The organism is Shewanella saliphila (assembly GCF_014648295.1).
GTDB lineage: Bacteria > Pseudomonadota > Gammaproteobacteria > Enterobacterales > Shewanellaceae > Shewanella > Shewanella saliphila.
In genome coordinates, this window is record NZ_BMQV01000048.1 from 1 (window position 1) to 23,157 (window position 23,157).

A 23,157-nucleotide genomic window follows, 5' to 3' on the forward strand; every position below is an offset into this window, starting at 1 on the left:
TATAACGATATCGTGGAGCAGTGTTGTAAAGCCTGGAATATATTTATTCAGTGCAAGGATAGGGTAAAAAGTTTGTGTACACGAGACTGGGCTAATATGGGCAAAGTCTAATGCGGATTGGTATAATCCGCATTAGAATGTGTTCTTTTAGGGGACATTATCAGAGTGGTATTTTCGGCATACTGCGCTCGGCAACGACTCCTGTGTTGCTCTACCTTTTGCATCCACGCAGTTGTACGTTAAGAAAGGCAAACAAAGAAGACCACGCAGATTAGTTTGCCCTTTGGGGGCTCACAAACCCCCATTACGGGTTCAAATGACTTTGATGTAGACGACGATACCTACAATTATTTTCATTGTACTGGCTCTAGTAACGCAGCCTAAAATAGATCACATTCTGATAAGGATTGGTATTACTCTTATCGTCCGCTCCACCAATAATATTGCGGCTTAGCTTAAAGCGATGCTTTTTAGTTTCTAAAGTTAAATTTTTTAGCTAAGAAACATATGCTGAATATTTTGAAATGATTTACGAGATAACTCAATTATGTTGAATTGTTGTAATCCATTCATTTAGTTAAGCGTTAATTTTGAACAAAATCGATCTATTTTCTTGCCATTCTCATATTGCTCCCCTAAGTTAAGTGCCAATTGCATGGGATAAGGGTTAACAATGAAGTTAGAAATGATTTGTACAGGCGAAGAAGTATTATCAGGTCAGATTATTGATACCAATGCTGCGTGGGTTGCTAATACCTTGATGGAAATAGGTATTGAGATGCAACATCGGGTCACTGTGGGTGATCGCCTTGAGGATCTGGTTGCTGTATTTCAAGAGCGCAGTAAGCATGCGGACGTGATTATTGTTAATGGTGGTTTGGGGCCTACCAGTGACGATATGTCAGCACTAGCAATGGCGAAGGCTAAAGGCGAAGAATTAGTTGAAAATACCCAGTGGCGCGAACATTTAGAAGACTGGTTTACTCGTAATCGTCGCTTTATGGCTAAAAGTAATTTAAAACAAGCATGGTTACCAGAGTCTGCCGTTATGGTTGATAACCCTGTCGGAACTGCTTGTGGGTTTAGAGTTAAGCTCAATAATGCCTGGTTGTTTTTTACACCTGGTGTGCCTTTTGAGTTAAAGCAAATGATTACCGAGCAGTTTATTCCCTTCATTACAGAAGAGTTTGGCGTGCAACAAAAGTCAGCGTTAGAAAAACTGCTGACCATAGGTCACGGTGAGTCATCACTTGCAGATACGTTATCAGAATTAACCTTACCAGAAGGCATTGAGTTGGGTTACCGTTCGTCAATGCCACACATCGAAATTAAAGTTTTCGCTCGTGGTGATAAAGCGATACGCAATTTGCCTGGAGTCACTAAACAGGTAAAAGCATTGCTCGGTACTGCAGTTGTGGCTGAAAACCGTCCTACATTAGCGGCCGAAATTCATCATAGATTATATCAATCAGGTTTGAGTTTGAGTGTTGCAGAGTCTTGTACAGGCGGCATGATTACCAGTCAGTTAATCGACTTTCCTGGAAGTTCTTCATATTTACACTATGGCCTTGTGACTTACAGTAATGAGTCAAAAGTGAAAGTGCTAGGAGTGAGCCCGCAGATCCTTGACGATCATGGTGCTGTGTCTATTGCAACCGTTGAAGCAATGGCTCAAGGTGCGCGTGATATTCTAGGGAGTGATTTTGCATTAGCAACCAGTGGTATTGCTGGCCCTGATGGTGGCTCTGATGAAAAGCCTGTTGGTACCGTCGCGATTGCGCTCGCGACCAAGCATGGTATTTACAGCCAAATGGTTAAGTTACCAAGGCGCTCTCGCCAACTTGTGCGTAGCCTAAGTACTGCTATTGCGTATGATATGTTGCGCCGGGCTTTACTCGAAGAAGCTGTCATTGTTGATTATCCAGCAGTAGAGCGCTTCGCTAAGTAACTTTTATCGAGTATTACTGTCTATTCAAAGTTTGCCAGCGTATAAAGCTGGCAAACTTATATGATAACTAAGATGTTAAGCTTTGTACTTGTAGGTTATTCTTCGCTTTTTGATAAAAGTACGCCACCGTCAGTAAAATCACGCCAATCACAATAAAGGCGACAATCTTTTGGACTAATTCGAAAGAGGCCATATCTATTACAATCACTTTTATACATGCTAGCGAAAATAGCAGTGCAGCGACCCTGACTAAGTTAGCTTGCAGTGCTCGTAAACTGATAAACATCACCACGCTTGCGTGAACAACCAATAATATCGCACTCATTGGCGCGGCAATGCTAGTACTGAATTGATAACACCACAACATATAGCTTAGTGTTAACAGCCCATGCCAAGCCCATTTCAATGCAGTGGCTGGGAGTGATTTTTTGTGGGCCCTAATCGCTAATCTAGCAGTCATTAAATACCACCCTAATAAAATGAGGATCCCCAACTCAGCAATATTTATGAGTAAATTATCTATGTTCAACGACAGCGGTATGTCGCTATGCAATATGATGGGTAACAATGCACAGGCAAAAATAGCAAAATACGCCAGGCTATAACTCGGAGCAAGTGCATGCTTGAATCGTTGACCTATAACATTATTACGTTCGGTAATTAGCGTAAAGTAACCACACATGATTAAAGCAGTGATTGCCCATGATGGATAAAACAAATTAGTCACGGTTTGGCTCATGACTGCAATCACTAACCCCAAATAATACGGGCTGATATGCCAATGTAACCTGGTGATTTGTTGCCATTCTGTCGGTAATTGTACAAAGCGCAACGTAATAAAACCTAGCAAAAATAGCCCAATAGCTAACGCTACAAGCCCTTGCCATAGTTCTGCGAGACACATAGCAGCAGTAATTAATATCGCTAACACAGTAAGGATTTGCGCTTCATAACGTAAAACTTTGTGGCGAACAAAATAGGCTATCGCCAAACTGCCAATAGTGCTTAACCATAAGTAAATCGCAATATATTCAGGCCAGCTACGCATTATCTTAGGTAATAATAATAGCGGAAGTGCAATATAGCAGACTAACTGCACATAATAAGCTAGGCGGATCAATTTCGCGTTGGCATAGTGTTTTTTGTACCAGTAGTAGGCCAACAATAAGCCAACAAACAATTCAATTCGCGCCAGTTTGGCGTTCAATGCTTGGTCTGCAAAGCTAAGGCTGTTGGCATCTAACATAGCAAAACTCACCAAGCCTAATAATGGTAATTGCCATAGCCAAGCCAGTACCTCATTAAACCGCAAAGTATATTTTGCACTCATATAAAGCAGTAATAGGCTAATCAATGGTAGGGTATTTAACCAATACTCATCAGAGACAAAATAACAGATAACCAGGATGGTGACTGAGTAAAGCACACCAAACAACTCACGAATGAAGTGTACGGCTAGGTGCTCAAGTTTCATTAAATCAGTTTGATACTGGCTAATGAGCTTTTGAGCCGCATAAGTTAGTGCACAAGTGAGTAGCATCGATATGCTTAACAAGGCTTGATAACTTAGCATACCTTGTTCTTGGTAATGTGATTGAGTCAGTACATCGAACAGATTAATAAAGCTGCTGACAATGCCTAACACTAACAGCACATAAGCTTCAGCTCTAATTGGACTAAATCGGTGTTTGCAGCCTATCCACAGTAACAATAACCCTTCTAACAACAGCACGAGTCCCATCAGTTCAGCACTGAGTAAAAAGAGCGCTGCAAAGCCAGCAAAGCTACCTGCAAAAGCAAGTGCTAGGGCACTGATATCTTTGTCGCGTTTTAAAGCCCAATACAATAACGAACACAAGAGCGCATTTACGGCAAATAGCTCACCAGCAAAATGGCTCCATTCTATCAGTGTGTAAAGGATAAATATCATTAATGCGACAGGCACAGCGAGTAAGCGTGGCGTCAATGCAGACTTAATGACAAACAATAAGCTGGCGATACTGTACAGATAAAATAACCCGTTAATCGCGAGTAATGTCAGGCCCGTTTGCCAGTCAATAGAGGCAAATGGTAATGGGATAAATACACTAAGCACTTGGATACAAGCAATATGCAGTAGAGCGGTCACTTCAATTAATATTGGCCAGGCTAGCTTATGGCTTTGTACCATAGAGCAAATACCAATAAGCAGTAAGTAAGGTAAGTAGAGTAATGGAGCTTGTCCGCCATCGAGCAACATTAATGGTGCTAGCGAGCCACCCAGTAAAGCGACAATAGCAACTACTTTGGTGTCGAGTTTAAATGACAGGCCATAACCGAGCAGGGTATTGAGTAGTAACAGGCCAAAGCAAACCGTGTCGGGAATAATCGTAAAATAAGGTCCAAGAAAATACAGACACAAATAGTTAAGAATAAGCCCTAGTCCTACCAACCCTGAGCCAAAATCTTCCATTCCAGCTCGTTTTTGTCGAATAAAGACGCCGCCTGCAATAATACTGTTAGCTACCCCAAGCCCAAGCAAGGCCTTAGCCAGCTCAGAAAACCAATTGTTGATTGAATATTGTAATAAGTAGCCAAAACCTAAAGTCAGGGTGATGATCCCGGCTACGGTCATCAAAAAGACTGGGCCTAACCCTTTAGTTTGGTAGTGTTGATAGAATTGTTTTACTTGATCGGTTAACCCGGAAAGTGGTGCTAATGCGGCAGAACTAAATTCGGCAATAGCTTCAGCTAATTGGGTGATCATGGCGCTAAGTGCACTTTGTCTTGCTGGGCCTAGATGGGGTGTTGATTGAGTCGAATCGCTGACCTGATTGCCCCACGCAGACGAAGTATCGTGCGCTTTTTGTTGGAGTTGGTCGTTGTGGATTGGCTCTGAAAGCTGGCTGTGTTGCTGTATGTCATGTGCTGAGGTGTCTAGTGTAGGGCTTAACACTTGAGTATTGGTGTTACTCAGCTCGTCACCATTGCCATTGCCATGGCTGTCACTAGTCGCGTCACCTTGATATTGGGCTTGCACTTGATGCGACAATGCATCCAATTGCTGACCAAATTTAGCGAGTTGCTGTGCTACATCGGCTTGTTGTGCCTGTTGCTGTGAGGCAAGCTCTGCGAGTTGTTCTTTTAATTTAGCGACGTCATCCATTAACGGCATCATTTATCCCATGATTACTAAGAATTCCAATCGTGCCAGATGATTGTACGTGGTTCTGATTGATTAGGAAATGTTCAGTTTTCTGATACTTGGGATAAATACGGCGAGCGCACTCCATTGCACTCGGGTGTATAGATATGAAATGTGAACTACTTTTGCGGTACAGTTGTTACGACGTCATAGAGATCAATTTGATGCTGCTTCATGCCATTTGGATCAGCATCAAGAGGCACTTGCAGCAAGCTTATCTTGTTACTGACTTGAACCACTTTCAAGAGCGTCGGTTCGGTAGGTGGCATCAAGGTAGAAAGCACTGTGTGGTTTAAGGCAATACTATTGAGTTTGATATATTGAAATACATCGCCTTTATTTACGCCGTGTAAGGTACCAATATTAATTGTAATATATTGATCGTCCTTGTTGATGACCGTGGCTTTAGTGGCTTCACAACTTAAGGTTTCGTTGATGTCTTTTGCCGCATTAAACAGGGTATCAACAATGGTTTTTCCATAATCACTGCGCCAAAATAAACTATTGGCTAAATCAACGCGACTAAAAGAGTCAAAGCTCCAGTCGCCCTCACCGTGGTATTCGTTCTCAACTAAAATACTGTCGCTGATCCTGTCGTACATAAACACTTTTATCGTGAAATTACGCTTAGGGGTGGTGGTTTTATTCAATAGACTGGAGGTGGTTTCATTAAACAGGCCAATGTCACGGATATAACCAAAGACCAAGTATTGGCTTTGATATTGGCTATTAAGCGAGTGAGAAATGCTTTGCACTGCTTTTAAATCGACTGTGTCCATGTCGATTTCGGGCCTAAAGACCATTTCTGGGATCAGTTCTTCGACAAATACGTTAGGTTGGTTAATCAGCTCGTTTTTAAAACGTGAAACAACGTGAAAAGGCAGGCTAAATACATCCCCTGTGGTAGCTTGCGCTGGGGTTAGCAGTGGAAATTGAGCCACAATAAGTTGTTTAAGGTAGCGATCTTTAGTGCAATTTAGACTCGATTTTAGATTCACTTTGACATTAATGGTTAAGATGTCATTTTTAAGTGACTCATTAAGGATTTTTATCTCACTGATTTGATGCTCAGACTGAATGCTACTTGAGTTTTGGCTTAAAATACCATCGGTAACCGTGGATTCAATTTTGACAAAGCTATTAGCTTGCAATGAAGCATTTTCAATTGCCTGTTTGATGACTTTTTTACGAACATCATTGTAATCATCGTCATTTACAGCCATCGATGCCTGGCCAACATACCATTGAGCTTGTGCCATTAATGGCATTAATAATAGCCCGAAAACAAATAACAGCTTGATCATTAGTTAGCCGAAAATATTGAGTAATTTACTGATAAGTGAAGGATCTTGGTTGTCCTGCTGGTCGCCTTTAGCGCTAACTTCAATAATAGCATTGCCAACCATGTTTGAGTCAATAGAATGATCGGCCGCTACGTCCGTTACTCTTATTTCGCCAGAAAACCTAACATATTCATCACCTTTATTGAGCTTAAGCCACTTTTCACCCGCAACAATCAAATTGCCATTAGGGAGCTTTTCTCTTACCGACACTGTAATGGTGCCAGATAAATAGTTATTTTGATTACTTTCTGCAGAGCTATCAAAACTTTTTTCTTGGCTGTAGTCGGCATCTAGATTGTCGCTATTAATATTAATGCTACCAGCAGTAATCGATGGCGACAAAGTGAATTCGTTGGTGTTATCTCTTTGGTAGCTTATTGACTTTTTAGAAGTCATTTCTTCATTCAGTTTAATCATTATCATGTCGCCAACTTCATAACGATTATTGTTTTGATAGATGTTATAGATATTATTAGGATTAAATATGGAACCTGTGACTTGCGGAGCCTGTTGAATGTTGTTATTTCTAACAGGGCGATAACGAGGGTCACCCTTAACTATTTCTTCACTGTCTTCAACAACACTAATGGTTGTATTTTCTTTTGTTGGGCTTTTTATTTCTGCAACTTCAGTCGTTGAACACGCGGATAAAAATGTTAAAAAGAGTAAGCTAAATGGCAATGATTTATTCATTTTAGTTATCCGCAAAGTTATCGATAGTTTAATTTAGCGATAATTTTATGCTATTTTCTATGCGAAAAATGCTTTCTTCTTGATGTTTACCTCCTTTTACCTGAGTTTACCGATCTTTACTTATATTTACTTTGTATTGATTTATTATGTATTTGTATCTAACTGTTCTTGCTGGTTATTAATTGCTTTTTACATTATTTTTTATACAGTTATTAATTTATTGAGACATTGATCACGCTTAATGTTTTCGTCGTTTTGTGAATATTTAGCTTTTCTCACAAGATTTGCTTTTGCTTTGACGCTGGATGGTAATTTTTGAATTAACATTTCACGTTGATATTAAGGTATTTTACAATACAGTGTAAGTTAAGTTTTTGTAATGCATAAGTTAGAGATTTATTTTAATATTTTATTTTTTGAAATTAAATATTTAGAGGTGATGAATTCTTAAGTTTTTACAGAGAGTTTTTTCAGAGAGTTGTTGCCCATAATCGAAACAGTAAGGTACAAGGCAAAAATATTTTCTTTGATTAACACGTTTTTATGACGAATGATATTTAACCAATAAGTATCAACAGCCCTTAGCCTTGATTAGGAATTCACTTTGTCCTTAATAAATTCGTTAAATACTGCTGCAACCGCTGCTACAACAGCCGCAAGTGCTGTCAACACCATTACGGATCAGCAAGATGCAGTTGCAGAAAACGGTCTTGGCCAAAGCACGTTTGGTGCCTTGCTTAGCTCATTGTCGTCAGGTTCTGATGCTATTGATTCATCATTAACTAACCTGTCAAATATTGAAGTGCTTTCTGTTGAAAACCTTCAAGACCAGCTGTTGCAGCAAACAGGCTTAGGCAATGAGAACCTATTGTCGTTAGCCGTATCAGATGACTTAGTATCACAAATGCAACAAGAGCTATTGTCTTCGTTACAAACTAGCATGATTAACAGTACAGCTGTGACTAGTGCAGTGTCCTCGGCTGTTTCTTCAGCATCGACAGCTCTGAGTAATCCATTGCAATCAACCGTGGGCATTACACATGATGAGCTAACAGCTACCGATGAAGCTTCGAGCACCCTTGATGATATATATTCGTTTTCATTTGGTGAAGATGGCCTGGATGGTAACGATTTATTTGATTCGGTTAATATATTAAACCATATCCCTATTTTGTCTGACATCTACCAAATTTCTACCGATACAGAAATTAGCCCAGTATCCAAATTGTTAGGCGGCATGTTGTACTCTGGTTATATTGGCGCCGGTGCGGCGGCCCTTGAGCTAGGTATGAATTATTTCACCGGTTACACAACCAAAGATTTAGTCGCCGATACGGGATTATTGTCGTCTGAAACTGATGACGATACCGACACACAATAACTCAAACATCACATTACCGATGGCTTGTGATGCCACTTCTAATTTGCGCGTCTATAAGGCGATTTATACATGAGAACATTACTCATCGTTGGCTGCATACTGCTTAGTGGTTGTAGCTTATTTCAAAGCAGTTCTAATCAATATCGTCCTAGTGTATATCCAGTATTGACCGCAGTGGGATATGCCCCGATTGACCGCCAACCTGCTGAGCGCCGAAGTGAGCAACTATTAATGGCGATGGAGTCGTCTAAAATTTTGGCTTACCGTGAGCTGACAGAACAGGTGTATGGTTTGCAGTTAAACTCGAGCACAGCGGTACATGACTGGGCAATGAGCAATAGCGATACTAAGATATTGGTTTCTGGCTTAATTAAAGGGGCTAGAGTCGTGAAAACTTATCCGGTTGATGGGTTTTATGTTACTGAGTTAGAACTTGATTATAAGTTAGTGTGGGATTTGTATGAGCAATCTGAAAATCCACAGCAAAATAGTATCTTGGTGATAGAGCCTGCACAGAACTTTTAATGCGTTAAAGCGGCAATAAAAAAGCACCCTCAGGTGCTTTTTTTATCACTAAAGATCAATACCTTAAAACTTCACCACCAACTTACCTTGCTGAACCGCAATCTCTTTGGTCATTTTAGCCATTAACGCTTGATTACTGTCACGAGTGTCTAAAGTGTACACTGGTTGGTTTTCAAGGTAATTACGTAAAAATCCCATCAGTTGCGGTGTCGCCTGGCTGATATAACGTTCAATATCAGCTGGTTCAGACTCTACTTTGACTAAGTCTAACTGACGTAAGTAAATGCTTTTCGTTTCGCTATCGTACCAAGGTGCAGCCTCAAACGTGGTTTTCAATTTTGCATGGATCGGCATCAGCGGATTGTTAACGGTGATCATGGCAGCAGCTGTGACTGCCATGGTATTTGGCTTAGCGCCTAACACCACTTGCATATCATTGAGCTTAAGCGACACACCAATTAACTTGTTGCCTTGCTGAACCTCAAAATGCATGTCTTTATTGAGGTATTGTTCTATTTGAGACTCGGTAATGCTGTACTGACTGGCACAGCCAGTCAGTAATAACAGTAAACCCAGTCCAAGGGTTTTAACCAAGGTTATCATCCAGTGTTTCTCATTCCTGCTGCAACGCCGGCAATGGTCAGCATAAGCGCTAGCTGAACAGATTCAGACGGCTCAACTTCTTTACGGGTACGGGCTAATAGCTCGGTTTGTAAAAAGTTAAGTGGGTCTATGTATGGGTTACGCAGTTTAACTGATTCGCGATTCCATGGCGTATGCGACATCAGCTCTGTTGCTTGAGTGAGTGATAACACCGCATCAATCCCCAGTTGCAGGCGTTGACGCAGCTTTTCGCCTAAATGGTGTAGTTCAGGTTTGACTAAGCATGTCTCATAGTATTTGGCTAAGTTAGGCTCTGCTTTGGTGTACACCATTTCTAGCATTGAAATACGGGTTTCAAAAAATGGCCATTGTGCTTCCATTTCACGTAGTAACTCTAGTTCACCGCGATCTGCCGCATCTTGCAATGCTTCACCAGCACCTAACCAAGCAGGCAACATTAAGCGGTTTTGCGACCAGGCAAAAATCCACGGAATTGCGCGTAAACTTTCAATACCGCCGTCGACTTTTCGCTTAGCAGGGCGACTGCCTAATGGCAGCTTACCCAGTTCAACCTCTGGTGTTGCCGAGCGGAAGTAAGGCACAAAATCATGTTCTTCGCGCACAATGCCACGGTAATGCTGTACCGACTCTTCAGCAATACGTTGCATACAATCACGCCAGGCTTTTTTAGGCTCTGGTGGTGGCAATAACGTCGCTTCCATCACTGCCGATGTGTATAGAGCTAAACTTTGTACCGCAACTTTGGGTAAACCAAATTTAAAGCGGATCATTTCGCCTTGTTCTGTCACGCGGATACGACCATCTACCGATCCCGGTGGTTGCGATAAAATCGCCTTATGAGCCGGTCCGCCGCCACGGCCAATAGAACCGCCACGACCATGGAACAACATCAATTTCACTTCGGCCTTTTTACACACATCCACTAATTGCTCTTGAGCACGATACTGCGCCCAAGCGGCAGCCATCACGCCAGCATCTTTTGCTGAGTCAGAGTAACCAATCATCACTTCTTGCATGCCTTTGGTGTAACCACGATACCAATCAATATTCAGTAGCGCTGTCATACAAGCTGCGGCACCTTCAAGGTCAGCTAGGGTTTCAAACAAAGGCACTACGCGCATTGGGTTAGTGCAGCCTGCTTCTTTAAGTAACAACAATACGGCAAGCACGTCAGATGGCTTACTTGCCATTGAAATAACGTATGAGCCTAATGCATTTGCGGGTTGCTTAGCGACTAAGTTACAGGTTCTAATCACTTCAGCTACGTCGTCTGTTGGTTGCCAGTTTGCTGGGATTAACGGGCGCTTACCGGTCAGCTCGCGTAATAAAAACGCTTGTTTTTCGTTTTCGTCCCAATGGTTGTAGTCACCCATGCCTAAATAACGAGTCAACTCGGCAATAACATCGCTGTGACGTGATGCATCTTGACGGATATCGAGGCGCAGCATGTGAATGCCAAAACAGGCTAGACGACGCAAGATATCTAACAATAAACCGTTAGCGATTAGTTTCATGCCGCAGTCGGATAAGCTTTTATAAAGCAGCTCTAACGGTTTTAGCAAGTCATCTTTATGCCAAATTAACTCGCTGGTGTCGGTATCAGGGTGTTTACCTTCAAGGCGTTCATTGAGGTAGTCAATCGTGTTGCGTAAGCGACAGCGAAGGGTGCGCAGTACTTCACGGTACGGTTCTTTGCTGTTATTCGTTAATGCAGATAATTCTTCATTCGCCTGCTCCATAGACAACTCGCCGAGTAGGGCAACAATGTCTTTAAGGTAGAGTCGGGCAGCGGCGTGACGATTACGGTTTAGCACTTCTTGAGTCACGGTAGAGGTCACAAACGGGTTACCGTCGCGGTCACCGCCCATCCAGCTTGAAAAACGCACTGGAGAAACATCAATCGGTAATTGTTGACCAATTTTTTGCTCAAGATGATCATTCAATTGGCGTAAAAAGTCAGGAATAGCTTGCCATAAAGAAGCCTCAATAGTGCTGAGACCCCAGCGAGCTTCATCAACTGGCGTTGGACGCTCATTACGGATTTCGTTAGTGTGCCAAATTTGGGCAATGAGCTGGCGAAGACGCAAAGTACTTTGCTTGCGTTCGCGCTCAGAGAGCTGGTTGTTTTCTTGCTCGGTTAAGCAATCCACTACCGCCGCGTATTTTTGGATTAACGTACGACGAGAAATTTCAGTTGGATGCGCGGTGAGTACTAAATCAATGTTTAAGTTTTTTAAACCCTCAACAACATCTTTTTTATCGAAGTTGTTATCAAGCATACGCCCAAGAATTTGTTCAACAGGGTCTGGTACGCACACGAGTTCATCGCAGTTGCGGCTAATAGTGTGAAATTGTTCTGCGATATTGGCTAAGTTTAAAAACTGGTTGAAGGCTTTTGCAAAAGGCACTAGTTCTTCGTCTGGTAGTGCGGTTAGTAATGCCAGCATTTGTTCGCGTGAGGCTTCGTCACCCTGGCGAGACTTTTTCGCTAAAATACGAATTTGTTCTACTTTTTCTAAAAATGCATCGCCTAAATGGTTTTGCATTGTTTCGCCCAATATCTGGCCTAAATGCCCCACATTTGATCGAAGTGACGCATACATATCTGCCGTTTGCTCTGTCATACCTACTCCCGAAAAAAAGAACGATCTTGCCAATATCTCTCACATCACAATACCCAGCGTATTAAAATCGGTCAATACGCTGGCATGTTGTTTTGTAATTTTATTTCGTAAAAATGTTACAATTCACGTTAACATTTAAGCTATTTTGACGGTTACTTAATGCAGGCGTGATAAATCATTTTTTTGATTAATTCGACCGTTGGCGTTAAGTATTCTAAACCAATAAATTCATCTGGCTGGTGGGCCTGGTTAATGCTGCCTGGCCCCAACACTAATGTTTGGCAACCGAGCTTATTAATATAAGGTGCTTCGGTCGAATAGTTAACGACTTCCGCTTCATTACCCGATAATTCTGCAACCAGCTTTGTCCAAGGGTTATCTGCTTTTCCTGCAAACGATTCTGCACCCGGGTACAAAGTACTGACACTAATACTGCCAAGATACTCTTTACTGATGTCAGATAAGTAGTTTAATACCATTAATTCGAGTTCTGCTAACTCCATGCCCGGCAATGGGCGAATATCTAAGTGTAAATCACAGCAACCACAAATACGGTTAGCTGCATCGCCACCATGAATATGGCCAAAGTTCATCGTAGGGTAAGGCACTGTGAAGGCATCTTCGCGGTAGTTTTCACTTAAATGTTGTTTAAGCTTCATTAACTGGCTAATCACTTTGTGCATCACTTCAATGGCATTTAAGCCACGAGCAGGATCTGACGAATGGCCACTGCGACCAATGACTCGGATACCTTGCGCTAAATGGCCTTTGTGCATATAGACAGGTTTTAAGCTGGTGGGTTCACCAATCACGGCATAATCTGGCGCAACAGCTTTAGAGTCGGCAAAAGCTTTGGCGCCACTCATGGTGGTTTCTTCATCGGCGCTGGCAAAAATAGTCAGTGGGCGTTTAAATTGATCAAGCGGCATGTCTTTTAACGCTTCAAGCACTAATGCAAAAAAGCCTTTCATGTCGCACGTACCTAAACCATACCAGCGATTATCTTTTTCAATCATCTCAAAAGGGCTTTGGCTCCAGCGTCCCTCATCGAAAGGGACGGTATCGGTATGGCCAGCGAGTAATAATCCGCCGCTACCCTGACCAATACGAGCAATTAAATTTTGCTTATTGCGCGAATCTTCAACCGTTGGGGTTTCACAGTCAAAACCAAGCTCACTAAACCAATTTTGCAACAAGTTGATAACTGCATGGTTACTCATATCGTCTTCAGCGTCGAGTGCGCTAACAGATGGCGCTGCAATCAGCTGTGTAAAACAACTTTTTAGATCAGGTAATGTGCTCATATGACTATCCTAAAAAATTACATGTAAAATACTTATTCACATATATTGCATAATTAATATTGTGTGTTAGTCTAGCAAACAGCATTAACCGACACCATTAATTGAACGTTACAAATGAAAATAAATATGTGCCTTTTGACTGTTAAATCCACTATATCAATTATCAGCGCTAACTTCCTGCGACGATAGACCTTTATTAGGCGTCCCCTGCCTAAATGGGCTATGCTAAAAACTCTCGATAACTATCAATTAAGAAAAATCAAACTTATGAAAAGCATCGCAATTATTGGCGCTAGTGGTTACACAGGTGCACAAATTACTTCGTTGATTAATGCCGACAGCAACCTTTCGGTTCAAGGCTTATATGTATCGGAAAACAGTTTAGACAAAGGCCGTAAATTAGCCGACTTGTACCCTACATACAGTCATATGGCTTATACGCTATCTCCACTTACTGATGAAGCAAAACAACAAATCGTAGACCAGGCTGACGGCGTGGTACTAGCGACTGAGCATTCAGTCAGTTTGGAGTTAGCGGCATGGTTTTACAAACAAGGCTTGGCGGTATTTGACCTCAGTGGCGCGTATCGCTTTGCAGACATCGCACAATATCCTAAGTGGTACGGTTTTGAACACACTTATCCAGAAGTGTTAGCCGAAGCCGTTTACGGTTTAGCTGAGTGGAATGCCGAGCAAATCAAACAAACCAGAATGATTGCCGTAGCAGGCTGCTACCCAACAGCGTCATTAACGGCATTAAAACCGCTTAAACCTTTTTTAACCGAAATGTACCCAGTCATTAACGCGGTGAGTGGTGTAACGGGTGCAGGGCGTAAAGCGCAGTTACACACTAACTTTTGCGAAGTCAGCTTAACGCCTTACGGTGTATTAGGCCACAGACATCAGCCTGAAATTGCCACTCATTTAGGCCAAGAGGTAATTTTTACCCCACATTTAGGCAACTTTAAACGCGGTATTTTGGCCACTATTACAGTGCAGTTAAAGCCGGGTACGACGGAAGCCGACATTGAAAAAGCGTATAGCGTATATGACAGCTCACCTATCGTGACCGTAAAGCACAACATGTTCCCTAAAGTCGATGATGTGGTGCATACACCCAATTGTCATTTAGGTTGGAAGTTTGATGCAAACAGCGGTTATTTAGTGGTTGCCAGTGCGATTGATAATTTAATGAAAGGTGCTGCTAGCCAAGGGCTACAGTGTATCAAAATCCATTTCGGTGTGTAATCGGGTCGCAATAGTAAAGGAACAACAATAATGGCTACAAAACCAGTGTTAGTGCTTAAAGTCGGCGGTGCATTACTCCAATGTGAAATGGGAATGGCACGTTTAATGACAGCTGCTGCAGAAATGATCGCAGCGGGCCAGCAAGTACTGTTAGTTCATGGCGGTGGTTGTCTAGTTGATGAACAATTAACCGCTAACGGCAAAGAAACCATTAAGCTAGACGGTTTACGTGTCACGCCAGAAGACCAAATCCCAATTGTTGTCGGTGCGCTAGCCGGTACCTCAAACAAGATTTTACAAGCTGCAGCAGCAAAAGCGGGCATTGTAAGCGTAGGCATGAGCCTAGGTGACGGCAATATGGTTACTGCCAAAATTAAAGATGAACGTTTAGGGCTCGTCGGCGAGGTTGAGCCAAAAGATGCCACTTACCTTAACTTCATTTTAAGCCAAGGTTGGATGCCAATTTGCAGCTCGATTGCGATTTCGAGCCAAGGCGATATGCTAAACGTTAACGCTGACCAGGCAGCAACAGCACTGGCCAAGTTAGTTAACGGCACCTTAGTGCTATTGTCTGACGTTTCTGGTGTACTCGATGGCAAAGGCCAACTGATTAGCAGCTTAAACAAAAGCGAAATCGAATATTTGGTTGCCCAAGGGGTGATTGAAAAAGGCATGAAAGTAAAAGTTGAAGCCGCATTAGAAGTTGCTCAGTGGATGGGTAAGCCAGTACAGGTCGCTTCTTGGCGTGACGCCGAACAATTAAAAACATTAGTAAAAGGTGGGTCTGTCGGGACTCAAATACAACCTTAAATGGAGTAGAAGTATATGCAGCACCTATTGTCGATTAAAGAATTAACTCAAACTCAGCTTTTAGCTATCATCGAACTGGCTAAAAAAATTAAGAATAATCCAACTGAGTACCGTCGTGCCTTAGATGGTAAAAGCGTGGTGATGCTATTTGAAAAGCCATCACTTCGCACCCGAGTCAGCTTTGACATTGGCATTAATAAACTAGGTGGCCACTGTTTATACTTAGACCAACAAAATGGTGCATTAGGCCAGCGTGAAACCGTTGCCGATTTTGCCACAAACATTTCATGCTGGGCAGATGCTATTGTGGCTAGAACGTTCTCGCATACTACGATTGAACAACTTGCAGAACACGGTAGCGTACCTGTCATCAATGCATTGTCTGATCTGTATCACCCATGCCAAGCACTTGCAGACTTTTTAACCCTGTCAGAGCAATTTGATGATGTCAGCAAAGCAAAACTGGCTTATGTTGGTGATGGTAATAATGTGACTCATTCACTGATTTACGGCGCGGCTATTTTAGGCTTAACCATGACAGTGATTTGCCCAGAAGGTGCGTTCCCTGACGCGCTTATCGTCACCGAAGCACAAGCTTTGGCGCAAAAAAATGGCGGTAAGCTAATCTTAAGTGCTGACATTAATGCCATTGAAGGCCATGATGCTATTTATACCGACACTTGGATTTCAATGGGTGATGATACGCCGCTTGCTGACATTAAAGCGCGTTTTGCACCATACCAGGTTAACGGCGAACTAATGGCCAAGGCCGGTGCAAAATACTTTATGCATTGCTTGCCTGCACACCGCGGTGTCGAAGTGACCGATGAGGTGATGGACGGCGAAGGTTCATTGATTTTACATCAAGCAGAAAACCGCATGCATGCGCAAAATGCAGTGTTGGTATCGTTATTAAGTGAGTCAAAAGATTAAGTCGTAATGCCAAAGGCGTTATAACATTTAAATAAACATAAATGATTGATTGTAGGAATTGAACATGTCTAATGCAGTGAAAAAATCCGGCGTTAAAAAAGTGGTACTCGCGTACTCAGGTGGTTTAGATACTTCAGCCATTATCCCATGGTTAAAAGAAACCTATGATGACTGTGAAATCGTTGCATTTTGTGCCGACGTAGGTCAGGGCGAAGAAGAATTAGTAGGCCTAACTGAAAAGGCATTAGCTTCAGGTGCTTCTGAGTGCCATATCGTTGACCTTAAAGAAGAATTTGTTGCCGATTACATCTACCCAACTATTGCTACAGGCGCAATTTATGAAGGCACTTATTTATTAGGTACTTCAATGGCGCGTCCAATTATTGCTAAAGCACAAGTTGAAGTCGCCCGTAAAGTGGGTGCAGACGCGGTATGTCATGGTTGTACTGGTAAAGGTAACGACCAGGTGCGTTTTGAAGGTTGTTTTGCTGCCCTTGCGCCAGATTTAAAAGTCATTGCACCTTGGCGTGAATGGGAAATGCGTAGCCGTGAAGACTTACTTGCATACCTTGCCGAGCGTGACATCAAAACCAGCGCATCAGCGACCAAAATTTACAGCCGCGATGCTAACGCATGGCACATCTCGCACGAAGGCGGCGAGTTAGAAGATCCATGGAACGAGCCATCAAAAGGTGTGTGGACAATGACTGTCGCTCCTGAAGAAGCACCAAATGAGCCAGAATATGTATCACTGGCGATTAAAAATGGTCGTGTCACTCATGTTAATGATGAAGCATTATCACCTTACGCTGCACTGATGACACTTAACGATATCGCTGGTAAGCACGGTGTAGGTCGTATCGACATTACTGAAAACCGTTTAGTGGGTATGAAGTCTCGTGGTTGTTATGAAACTCCAGGCGGCACCGTCATGTTTGCTGGTTTGCGTGCCATTGAAGAATTGGTATTAGACAAAACCAGCCGTACCTGGCGCGAGCAAATTGCTGGCCAAATGTCGCATCTAGTATACGACGGTCGTTGGTTTACGCCTTTATGTAAATCGCTTATCGCTGCATCTGAGTCATTAGCAGAATCTGTTAACGGTGATGTTGTGATTAAGCTATATAAAGGTCAGGCGACAGCTGTTAAAAAGCGTTCACCAAACAGCTTATACTCAGAATCTTTCGCCACCTTTGGTGAAGATGACGTGTATGACCAAAAGCATGCTGAAGGCTTTATCCGTTTGTACTCTTTAGCAAGTCGTATTCGTGCGTTAAACACTAAATAAGGTTTACGCCAATACCATTTAAGGCGCTGCAAAGCGCCTTTCTTATAATGACTTTTGGGTCATCTAAGAGTCATTATAAGAAAGTGAATATCAGCTAACCTGAGCTCAGGTTACTTAATCGATTATTGAACAGCCAGTTCTTAAAACAGTTTTCAACACAGAGGATACCGACATGGCGTTATGGGGCGGAAGATTTCAGGGCGAGACCAGTGCACTTTTTAAGTTATTTAATGACTCATTGCCAGTTGATTATCGCTTATTTGAACAAGACGTTGTTGGTTCAATCGCATGGGCAGACGCCATTGCCAGTGTCGGTATTATTACCGCGCAAGAATGCACAGATTTAAAAGCCGCATTAAATGAATTGCTGGTGGAGGTGGGTAATGATCCGCAAGCCATTATCAGTAACGGCGCGGAAGACATTCACAGTTTTGTTGAGCAAAAGCTTATCGCTAAAGTGGGCGATTTAGGTAAAAAACTTCATACTGGCCGTTCACGTAACGACCAGGTCGCCACCGATTTAAAACTGTGGTGCAAAAAAGAAGGTGCGGCATTACTCGCGCGTTTAGGTACCTTGCACGCAGAGTTAATTGACTTAACAGAACGCGAAGTTGATGCGGTTATGCCGGGTTACACTCACTTACAACGTGCACAACCGGTGACATTTGGCCACTGGGCACTAGCCTATGTTGAAATGTATGAGCGCGACATTAGCCGCCTACAAGATGCATTAAGCCGCGCCGACTCATGCCCGCTAGGTTCTGGCGCATTAGCCGGTACTGCTTATCCCATTGATCGCCATGCATTAGCATCAGCATTAAGCTTTGCTCGCCCAACCTTAAACAGCCTAGACAGCGTGTCAGACCGTGATCACGTGGTTGAGTTATGCAGCGCCGCATCAATCAGCATGATGCACTTAAGCCGTATGGCAGAAGATCTTATTTTCTTCAATTCTGGTGAAGCTAACTTTATCTCACTTGCAGACGAAGTCACTTCTGGTTCATCGTTAATGCCACAAAAGAAAAACCCAGACGCACTAGAGCTTATCCGTGGTAAAACTGGCCGTGTGTATGGCAGCTTAATGGGCATTTTAACCACCATGAAAGCCCTACCATTGGCGTACAACAAAGACATGCAAGAAGACAAAGAAGGTTTGTTTGATGTGGTCGACAGCTGGGCCATTTGTTTAGACATGGCGGCATTAGTGTTGTCGGGCCTTAAAGTGAATCGCCCGCAGGCTTTAGTTGCAGCCCAACAAGGTTATGCTAACGCGACTGAACTTGCTGATTACCTTGTGGCTAAAGGCATGCCGTTCCGTGAAGCGCATCATGTGGTAGGTGAAGTGGTGGTATTTGCCATTAGCCAGCAAAAGCCGATTGAAGACTTAACCGTGGCAGAGCTGCAAAAATTTGCCAAAGTGATCAGCGATGACGTGTATCCAAACCTTACCATTGAAGCGTGTTTAGAAAAGCGTGACGTATTAGGTGGCACTGCAGTTAATCAAGTTGCCGCTGCTATAGCCGCTAAAAAATCGTAAGTTAATACTGCCTAATTTGCTCAAACCAAGCGTTAAGTTATCGATAGCGCTATTGAGATTGAAGCTAAAGCCCTGCCGGCAATTTGTCGCAGGGCTTTTGTATAATATGCCGTTAACAAACGCTGTGATTTTACGTGATCCAGGTGTCAGTTTTAATGATTTACCCGTATCTACTGGTAATTGTCAGCTATGCTTGCTGTCAGTAAATCTTTAGCCATCTTATAATCTTAATATTGTTTTTTTATGGCGTTTTGTCAGCTATTACCCTGAAAACAGGCTTTTTCCTTGGAGATATCGTTGTGAGAGAAGTTGCATTTCGTTGGATCGATAAATATTTAATTAGCGTCAAACTGCAGGAAAATTTTTTCGCGCTGTTGTTCACCGCTTTACTGGCGATTGTGGTGATCAGTGCCTGCCTGATTGATGTAATGTCATCACAACATTCTACAGAAGCGCAAAACCAGGTTGACGTGGTGGCAAAGCTTGCTGCCTCCGCGCAAATACCGTCTAGCGAATTAGCCGCAGTACTGCAAAATACCAATTTGAGTATTGACCAATACAGCGACATTTCGGCCACTGTAGCAGGCCAAGGTTACAGCATTAGTTATGTGAGCTCGCAAAGCCTATTTGCTGGTTTAGGTTTTGGCCATATTATTGCTATAGCAGCTAGCTTGATATTGATGTTTATGTGCTCGTACTACATTAAAACCTTTATTGGTGGTGGCTTATTTCATATTTACGAAGCTTTACGTAAGCTAGCTGAGGGTGATTTAGCTGCAAGAATTGGCTATGCGCCATCACGTAACGAATTTAATTTAATTGCCCGTACCGTTGACAGAGTGTCAGAACGTGAGCATCTATTGGTTAAAACCACCCAAGAAGCGGTGGCATTAATCCAACAAATTAGTGCACAGTTGCGGGTGCGTAGCGATGAAAACACTTTGCTAGCCAGTGAGCAACAAGAGCGTATCGACTCGCTTGCCAGTGCCACTGAAGAGATGGCCGTGTCTATTCGTGAGGTGGCCAGTCATGCGCAAGAGTCTTCAACTCAGATATCGCATGCCACCCAAAAAACCACTCAAGGACAAAGCCAAATCCAAAAAACCTTGGTTGAGATTAATCAACTCGCTGTCGAAGTACGCGATGCGTCAGTTGCTGTGTCGGAGCTCGATAATAGTGCGACTCAAATTGGTGAAGTGATTTCTACCATTAATGCCATTTCAGACCAAACCAATTTACTTGCGCTTAATGCGGCAATTGAAGCTGCCAGAGCCGGTGAACAAGGCCGTGGTTTCTCTGTGGTTGCCGATGAAGTCAGAACCTTAGCAGGGCGTACTCAAGCTGCAACAGTAGAGATTCAAAAAATTATTGAAATCCTGCAAACGAATAGCCGAGGCGTGATGAGCGTCATGGCCAAAACGGTGACAGAAGCCGAATCAAGCGAACAGCTAATGACCAGCGCCAGCCAAAACATTGGTGAAATAGCTGAGCAAAATCAGCATATATCAGACAGAAGCTTAGAAATTGCCGCCGCAGCAGAGCAACAAGGTAGTGTGGCAGACAATATTGCTAACGATGTCGACTCCGTCAGAAGCAGTTCTATTCAGGTGATGACATTGGTGACCACAACCGCTGAAGAAATTGAACGTCTAAGCAAGCAAGCTGATGTGCTAGAAGGCTTAATGAAGGATTTAATTATTTAACCTTTTATTTAGCAGGTGGCGCTTTGGCTATGCCAAAGTTGGCATTACGTATTGTGAGCCTAAGTGCATTTGCAGTGAATGAATAACAAAACAGCCCAGTTAATTGAATTAACTGGGCTGTTTATTTTTGCCTTATTGAGAACAAATATATGCATGTATTAACCTGAGTATTGTTTGGTTATGTAACCCGAGCTCAGGATATGTAACAAGTTATGGCCACTAAGTGTCGACAAACTAATCAATAAACGTTTTGTTATCGATTAGTTTGTTTGTTAAATTGCTGAGTAACATAATAAAAATAGGAAAGGATCTTCCAATGAAAACCACTACTCATATTGCTCTCATTACCTTACTCGCGTCGGTATCTTCAACGCCGGTATTCGCTGATAACACTGAACATCTCGATAAAAAAGAATTACTGCTTACATGGATGCAAGGTCACTTTGACAGCGAACAACAATCAATAGCCGACAAAGAGTTTTATAATATTCATCTTAATATGGCAGCAATGTGGGCAGCTGATCCTGAGCATTGGCTGTATGTTGAGCAAGCCGCAGCAACCCATTTAGACGAACCTTATCGTCAGCGGGTATATCAGGTAACACAAGTGTCAGACACTGAGTTTGCCAGTAAGGTTTATGGTTTTAACAATGACAAACACTATGCCGGAGCATATAAATCTACCAATCCACTCGCTGAGTTAACCCCTAAAGATTTAGTCGAAAGGCAAGGGTGTACCGTGTATTTAACCTGGTCTGCACAGCAGCAACATTTTGCAGGCTCAACCAAAGACAAACAATGTTTGAGCCAATTGCGTGGCGCCAGTTATGCCACCTCAGAAGTCGTGGTGACTAAAGATAAAATCGTAAGTTGGGATCGCGGCTTTGACAGTAACGACCAGCAAGTTTGGGGCGCCGTAAAAGGCGGCTATGAGTTTTTAAAAGCCCAGTAATACTTACTACAAAACCGCCAGTAATGGCGGTTTTTACTCACGGTAGGTATTAGTGCCTCTATGGAAGCGGGCAGCCAAGATAATCAGTCAGTGTAGCGTTAAATAATGTGTCTTTTATCTCTGCCGGCAATTCAGTGGTCGTCTCTGTGATTACTGCAGTATTAGGTTGGTGCTGCTGCATATACAGCGGCGCGTAATCGGGCTCGCCAACGCTAATTACCCAGCTACAGGCAGTTTGTTTTTGTTCAGACCCTAAATATTCAGCTAACTTTTGTTCAAAGTTTTGTTGTTCAAGGGCAGACAAAGTCCAAATAGAATCTTTTTTGATTAACTCAACCACCTCATGTGACGGCTTATTAGGCACACGCAAGGTATCAAAGTAAGCATAAGCGCCCGCTAAAAAGTAGCCACTTATTGCAGAGTCATAATCTTGTGTTTTGATACATGCTGCAACCGAGTTTAATAGCACCACCGGCGTTGTTTGTTGGGTTAATTCATTCGCGGTTAAGCAGCTAACCTCAGATGATGGTTTAGCATAATCGGGGATCACTACCACCTGCTCTGGCTCAACAGGCGAGGGAGTGCAGGTTGGAATAGGGCGCTCATCTAGTACTCTTATTTCCCACGCATCTTTGTTACTTGGACCATGTTGCGCAGACACCACATACCGCATACATTCTTTGGCAACCAGCGGGTAAACCAATGTTGAGGTAGCTTTTCTGCTGCGTAACGGCCCCGTGGTACTTAAATGAACGGTGTGATAACCCGGCTTAATATTTTTGGTGAGTTTACCGGACTGAAATGCACCATCAATGGCAATAATTTCAACATCGTAATTGTCAGCATCAGAGACTTTACTTTGGCTGCCATCAATCATTGCATATGGAGTTGATTTACATCCTGCTAAAATCAAACAGCCGATTATTAAAGGTAATTTCATTTTATTTTTGCTTTTTTAAGAAAAAGTAAACACATCAACACTTATTTGTGTGGCTTAAGTATTGGATAAATGGAGCATGGCTATAAATGAAGATGTTACGGAAGGAGATAACACGCGGTG

17 protein-coding genes are annotated in these 23,157 nt (G+C 42.7%); 10 read left to right on the plus strand and 7 right to left on the minus strand.

All coding sequences use genetic code 11. The features are described from left to right. Positions 1 to 673 precede the first annotated feature (673 nt). A complete protein-coding gene (locus IEY48_RS17365; protein ID WP_188922603.1) occupies positions 674 to 1,948 on the plus strand; it encodes a CinA family nicotinamide mononucleotide deamidase-related protein in 1,275 nt (424 codons plus the stop codon). Between the two features lie 67 nt (positions 1,949 to 2,015). Here the strand turns inward: IEY48_RS17365 and IEY48_RS17370 are convergent, their stop codons facing one another. From IEY48_RS17370 to IEY48_RS17380, 3 genes are all read right to left on the minus strand, one after another. Beyond that, positions 2,016 to 5,102 carry a DUF2339 domain-containing protein gene (locus tag IEY48_RS17370; RefSeq protein WP_188922637.1) on the minus strand — a complete coding sequence of 1,029 codons (3,087 nt, stop codon included), beginning with the start codon at positions 5,100 to 5,102 and terminating at the stop codon, positions 2,016 to 2,018. A gap of 149 nt (positions 5,103 to 5,251) precedes the next feature. Further along, positions 5,252 to 6,436 (minus strand): flagellar assembly protein T N-terminal domain-containing protein, encoded by a 1,185-nt coding sequence (locus tag IEY48_RS17375; RefSeq protein ID WP_188922605.1) that lies wholly within the window; start codon positions 6,434 to 6,436, stop codon positions 5,252 to 5,254. Positions 6,437 to 6,439: 3 nt separating this feature from the next. Continuing rightward, the gene (locus tag IEY48_RS17380; RefSeq protein ID WP_188922608.1) at positions 6,440 to 7,168 is read right to left on the minus strand and encodes a flagellar basal body L-ring protein FlgH; all 729 of its coding nucleotides are present in this window, start codon (positions 7,166 to 7,168) and stop codon (positions 6,440 to 6,442) included. A gap of 604 nt (positions 7,169 to 7,772) precedes the next feature. On the opposite strand from IEY48_RS17380, the gene IEY48_RS17385 reads away from it, so the two are divergent. Both IEY48_RS17385 and IEY48_RS17390 read left to right on the plus strand, forming a co-directional pair. Next, positions 7,773 to 8,549 carry a hypothetical protein gene (locus tag IEY48_RS17385; RefSeq protein ID WP_188922610.1) on the plus strand — a complete coding sequence of 259 codons (777 nt, stop codon included), beginning with the start codon at positions 7,773 to 7,775 and terminating at the stop codon, positions 8,547 to 8,549. Between the two features lie 69 nt (positions 8,550 to 8,618). Beyond that, positions 8,619 to 9,074, plus strand: a complete 456-nt coding sequence (locus IEY48_RS17390; protein ID WP_188922612.1) for an LPP20 family lipoprotein — start codon at positions 8,619 to 8,621, stop codon at positions 9,072 to 9,074. 63 nt (positions 9,075 to 9,137) lie between these two features. On the opposite strand, the gene IEY48_RS17395 is transcribed toward IEY48_RS17390, so the two are convergent. The 3 genes from IEY48_RS17395 to argE all read right to left on the minus strand — a co-directional run bounded on the left by IEY48_RS17395 (position 9,138) and on the right by argE (position 13,626). Continuing rightward, positions 9,138 to 9,677, minus strand: a complete 540-nt coding sequence (locus IEY48_RS17395) for a YceB family lipoprotein (RefSeq protein ID WP_188922614.1) — start codon at positions 9,675 to 9,677, stop codon at positions 9,138 to 9,140. Beyond that, on the minus strand, positions 9,674 to 12,322 hold the full coding sequence (ppc, locus tag IEY48_RS17400; RefSeq protein ID WP_188922616.1) for a phosphoenolpyruvate carboxylase: 2,649 nt from the start codon (positions 12,320 to 12,322) through the stop codon (positions 9,674 to 9,676). The genes IEY48_RS17395 and ppc overlap by 4 nt, the downstream gene beginning before the upstream one ends. Positions 12,323 to 12,474: 152 nt before the next feature. Beyond that, positions 12,475 to 13,626, minus strand: coding sequence for an acetylornithine deacetylase (argE, locus tag IEY48_RS17405; RefSeq protein WP_188922618.1), 1,152 nt, complete (start codon positions 13,624 to 13,626; stop codon positions 12,475 to 12,477). Positions 13,627 to 13,893: 267 nt separating this feature from the next. Between argE and argC the strand changes: the two genes are divergently transcribed. The 7 genes from argC (at position 13,894) to IEY48_RS17440 (ending at position 22,097) form a co-directional block, all read left to right on the plus strand. Continuing rightward, positions 13,894 to 14,874 carry an N-acetyl-gamma-glutamyl-phosphate reductase gene (gene argC, locus IEY48_RS17410; RefSeq protein WP_188922620.1) on the plus strand — a complete coding sequence of 327 codons (981 nt, stop codon included), beginning with the start codon at positions 13,894 to 13,896 and terminating at the stop codon, positions 14,872 to 14,874. A gap of 30 nt (positions 14,875 to 14,904) precedes the next feature. Beyond that, entirely contained in the window at positions 14,905 to 15,684 is a 780-nt protein-coding gene (gene argB, locus IEY48_RS17415; protein ID WP_188922622.1) for an acetylglutamate kinase, read from the plus strand. 15 nt (positions 15,685 to 15,699) lie between these two features. After that, positions 15,700 to 16,617, plus strand: coding sequence for an ornithine carbamoyltransferase (locus IEY48_RS17420; RefSeq protein WP_188922624.1), 918 nt, complete (start codon positions 15,700 to 15,702; stop codon positions 16,615 to 16,617). A gap of 64 nt (positions 16,618 to 16,681) precedes the next feature. Next, positions 16,682 to 17,905, plus strand: coding sequence for an argininosuccinate synthase (locus tag IEY48_RS17425; RefSeq protein ID WP_188922626.1), 1,224 nt, complete (start codon positions 16,682 to 16,684; stop codon positions 17,903 to 17,905). Between the two features lie 172 nt (positions 17,906 to 18,077). Then, complete coding sequence (gene argH, locus IEY48_RS17430) at positions 18,078 to 19,442, plus strand: argininosuccinate lyase (protein WP_188922628.1); 1,365 nt, start codon at positions 18,078 to 18,080, stop codon at positions 19,440 to 19,442. Between the two features lie 299 nt (positions 19,443 to 19,741). Beyond that, positions 19,742 to 21,145, plus strand: coding sequence for a methyl-accepting chemotaxis protein (locus IEY48_RS17435; RefSeq protein WP_188922630.1), 1,404 nt, complete (start codon positions 19,742 to 19,744; stop codon positions 21,143 to 21,145). Between the two features lie 316 nt (positions 21,146 to 21,461). Beyond that, positions 21,462 to 22,097 carry a chromophore lyase CpcT/CpeT gene (locus tag IEY48_RS17440; protein WP_188922633.1) on the plus strand — a complete coding sequence of 212 codons (636 nt, stop codon included), beginning with the start codon at positions 21,462 to 21,464 and terminating at the stop codon, positions 22,095 to 22,097. A 58-nt stretch (positions 22,098 to 22,155) separates the two neighbouring features. Here the strand turns inward: IEY48_RS17440 and IEY48_RS17445 are convergent, their stop codons facing one another. Further along, positions 22,156 to 23,037 carry a hypothetical protein gene (locus tag IEY48_RS17445; RefSeq protein ID WP_188922635.1) on the minus strand — a complete coding sequence of 294 codons (882 nt, stop codon included), beginning with the start codon at positions 23,035 to 23,037 and terminating at the stop codon, positions 22,156 to 22,158. Positions 23,038 to 23,157: the final 120 nt, after the last annotated feature.

Bases quoted from the DNA above. Each gene is read 5' to 3' on its own strand.
- IEY48_RS17365 (WP_188922603.1), top strand. From the start codon at position 674: ATGAAGTTAGAAATGATTTGTACAGGCGAAGAAGTATTATCAGGTCAG.
- IEY48_RS17370 (WP_188922637.1), bottom strand. From the start codon at position 5,102: ATGCCGTTAATGGATGACGTCGCTAAATTAAAAGAACAACTCGCAGAG.
- IEY48_RS17375 (WP_188922605.1), bottom strand. From the start codon at position 6,436: ATGATCAAGCTGTTATTTGTTTTCGGGCTATTATTAATGCCATTAATG.
- IEY48_RS17380 (WP_188922608.1), bottom strand. From the start codon at position 7,168: ATGAATAAATCATTGCCATTTAGCTTACTCTTTTTAACATTTTTATCC.
- IEY48_RS17390 (WP_188922612.1), top strand. From the start codon at position 8,619: ATGAGAACATTACTCATCGTTGGCTGCATACTGCTTAGTGGTTGTAGC.
- IEY48_RS17395 (WP_188922614.1), bottom strand. From the start codon at position 9,677: ATGATAACCTTGGTTAAAACCCTTGGACTGGGTTTACTGTTATTACTG.
- ppc (WP_188922616.1), bottom strand. From the start codon at position 12,322: ATGACAGAGCAAACGGCAGATATGTATGCGTCACTTCGATCAAATGTG.
- argE (WP_188922618.1), bottom strand. From the start codon at position 13,626: ATGAGCACATTACCTGATCTAAAAAGTTGTTTTACACAGCTGATTGCA.
- argC (WP_188922620.1), top strand. From the start codon at position 13,894: ATGAAAAGCATCGCAATTATTGGCGCTAGTGGTTACACAGGTGCACAA.
- argB (WP_188922622.1), top strand. From the start codon at position 14,905: ATGGCTACAAAACCAGTGTTAGTGCTTAAAGTCGGCGGTGCATTACTC.
- IEY48_RS17420 (WP_188922624.1), top strand. From the start codon at position 15,700: ATGCAGCACCTATTGTCGATTAAAGAATTAACTCAAACTCAGCTTTTA.
- IEY48_RS17425 (WP_188922626.1), top strand. From the start codon at position 16,682: ATGTCTAATGCAGTGAAAAAATCCGGCGTTAAAAAAGTGGTACTCGCG.
- argH (WP_188922628.1), top strand. From the start codon at position 18,078: ATGGCGTTATGGGGCGGAAGATTTCAGGGCGAGACCAGTGCACTTTTT.
- IEY48_RS17440 (WP_188922633.1), top strand. From the start codon at position 21,462: ATGAAAACCACTACTCATATTGCTCTCATTACCTTACTCGCGTCGGTA.
- IEY48_RS17445 (WP_188922635.1), bottom strand. From the start codon at position 23,037: ATGAAATTACCTTTAATAATCGGCTGTTTGATTTTAGCAGGATGTAAA.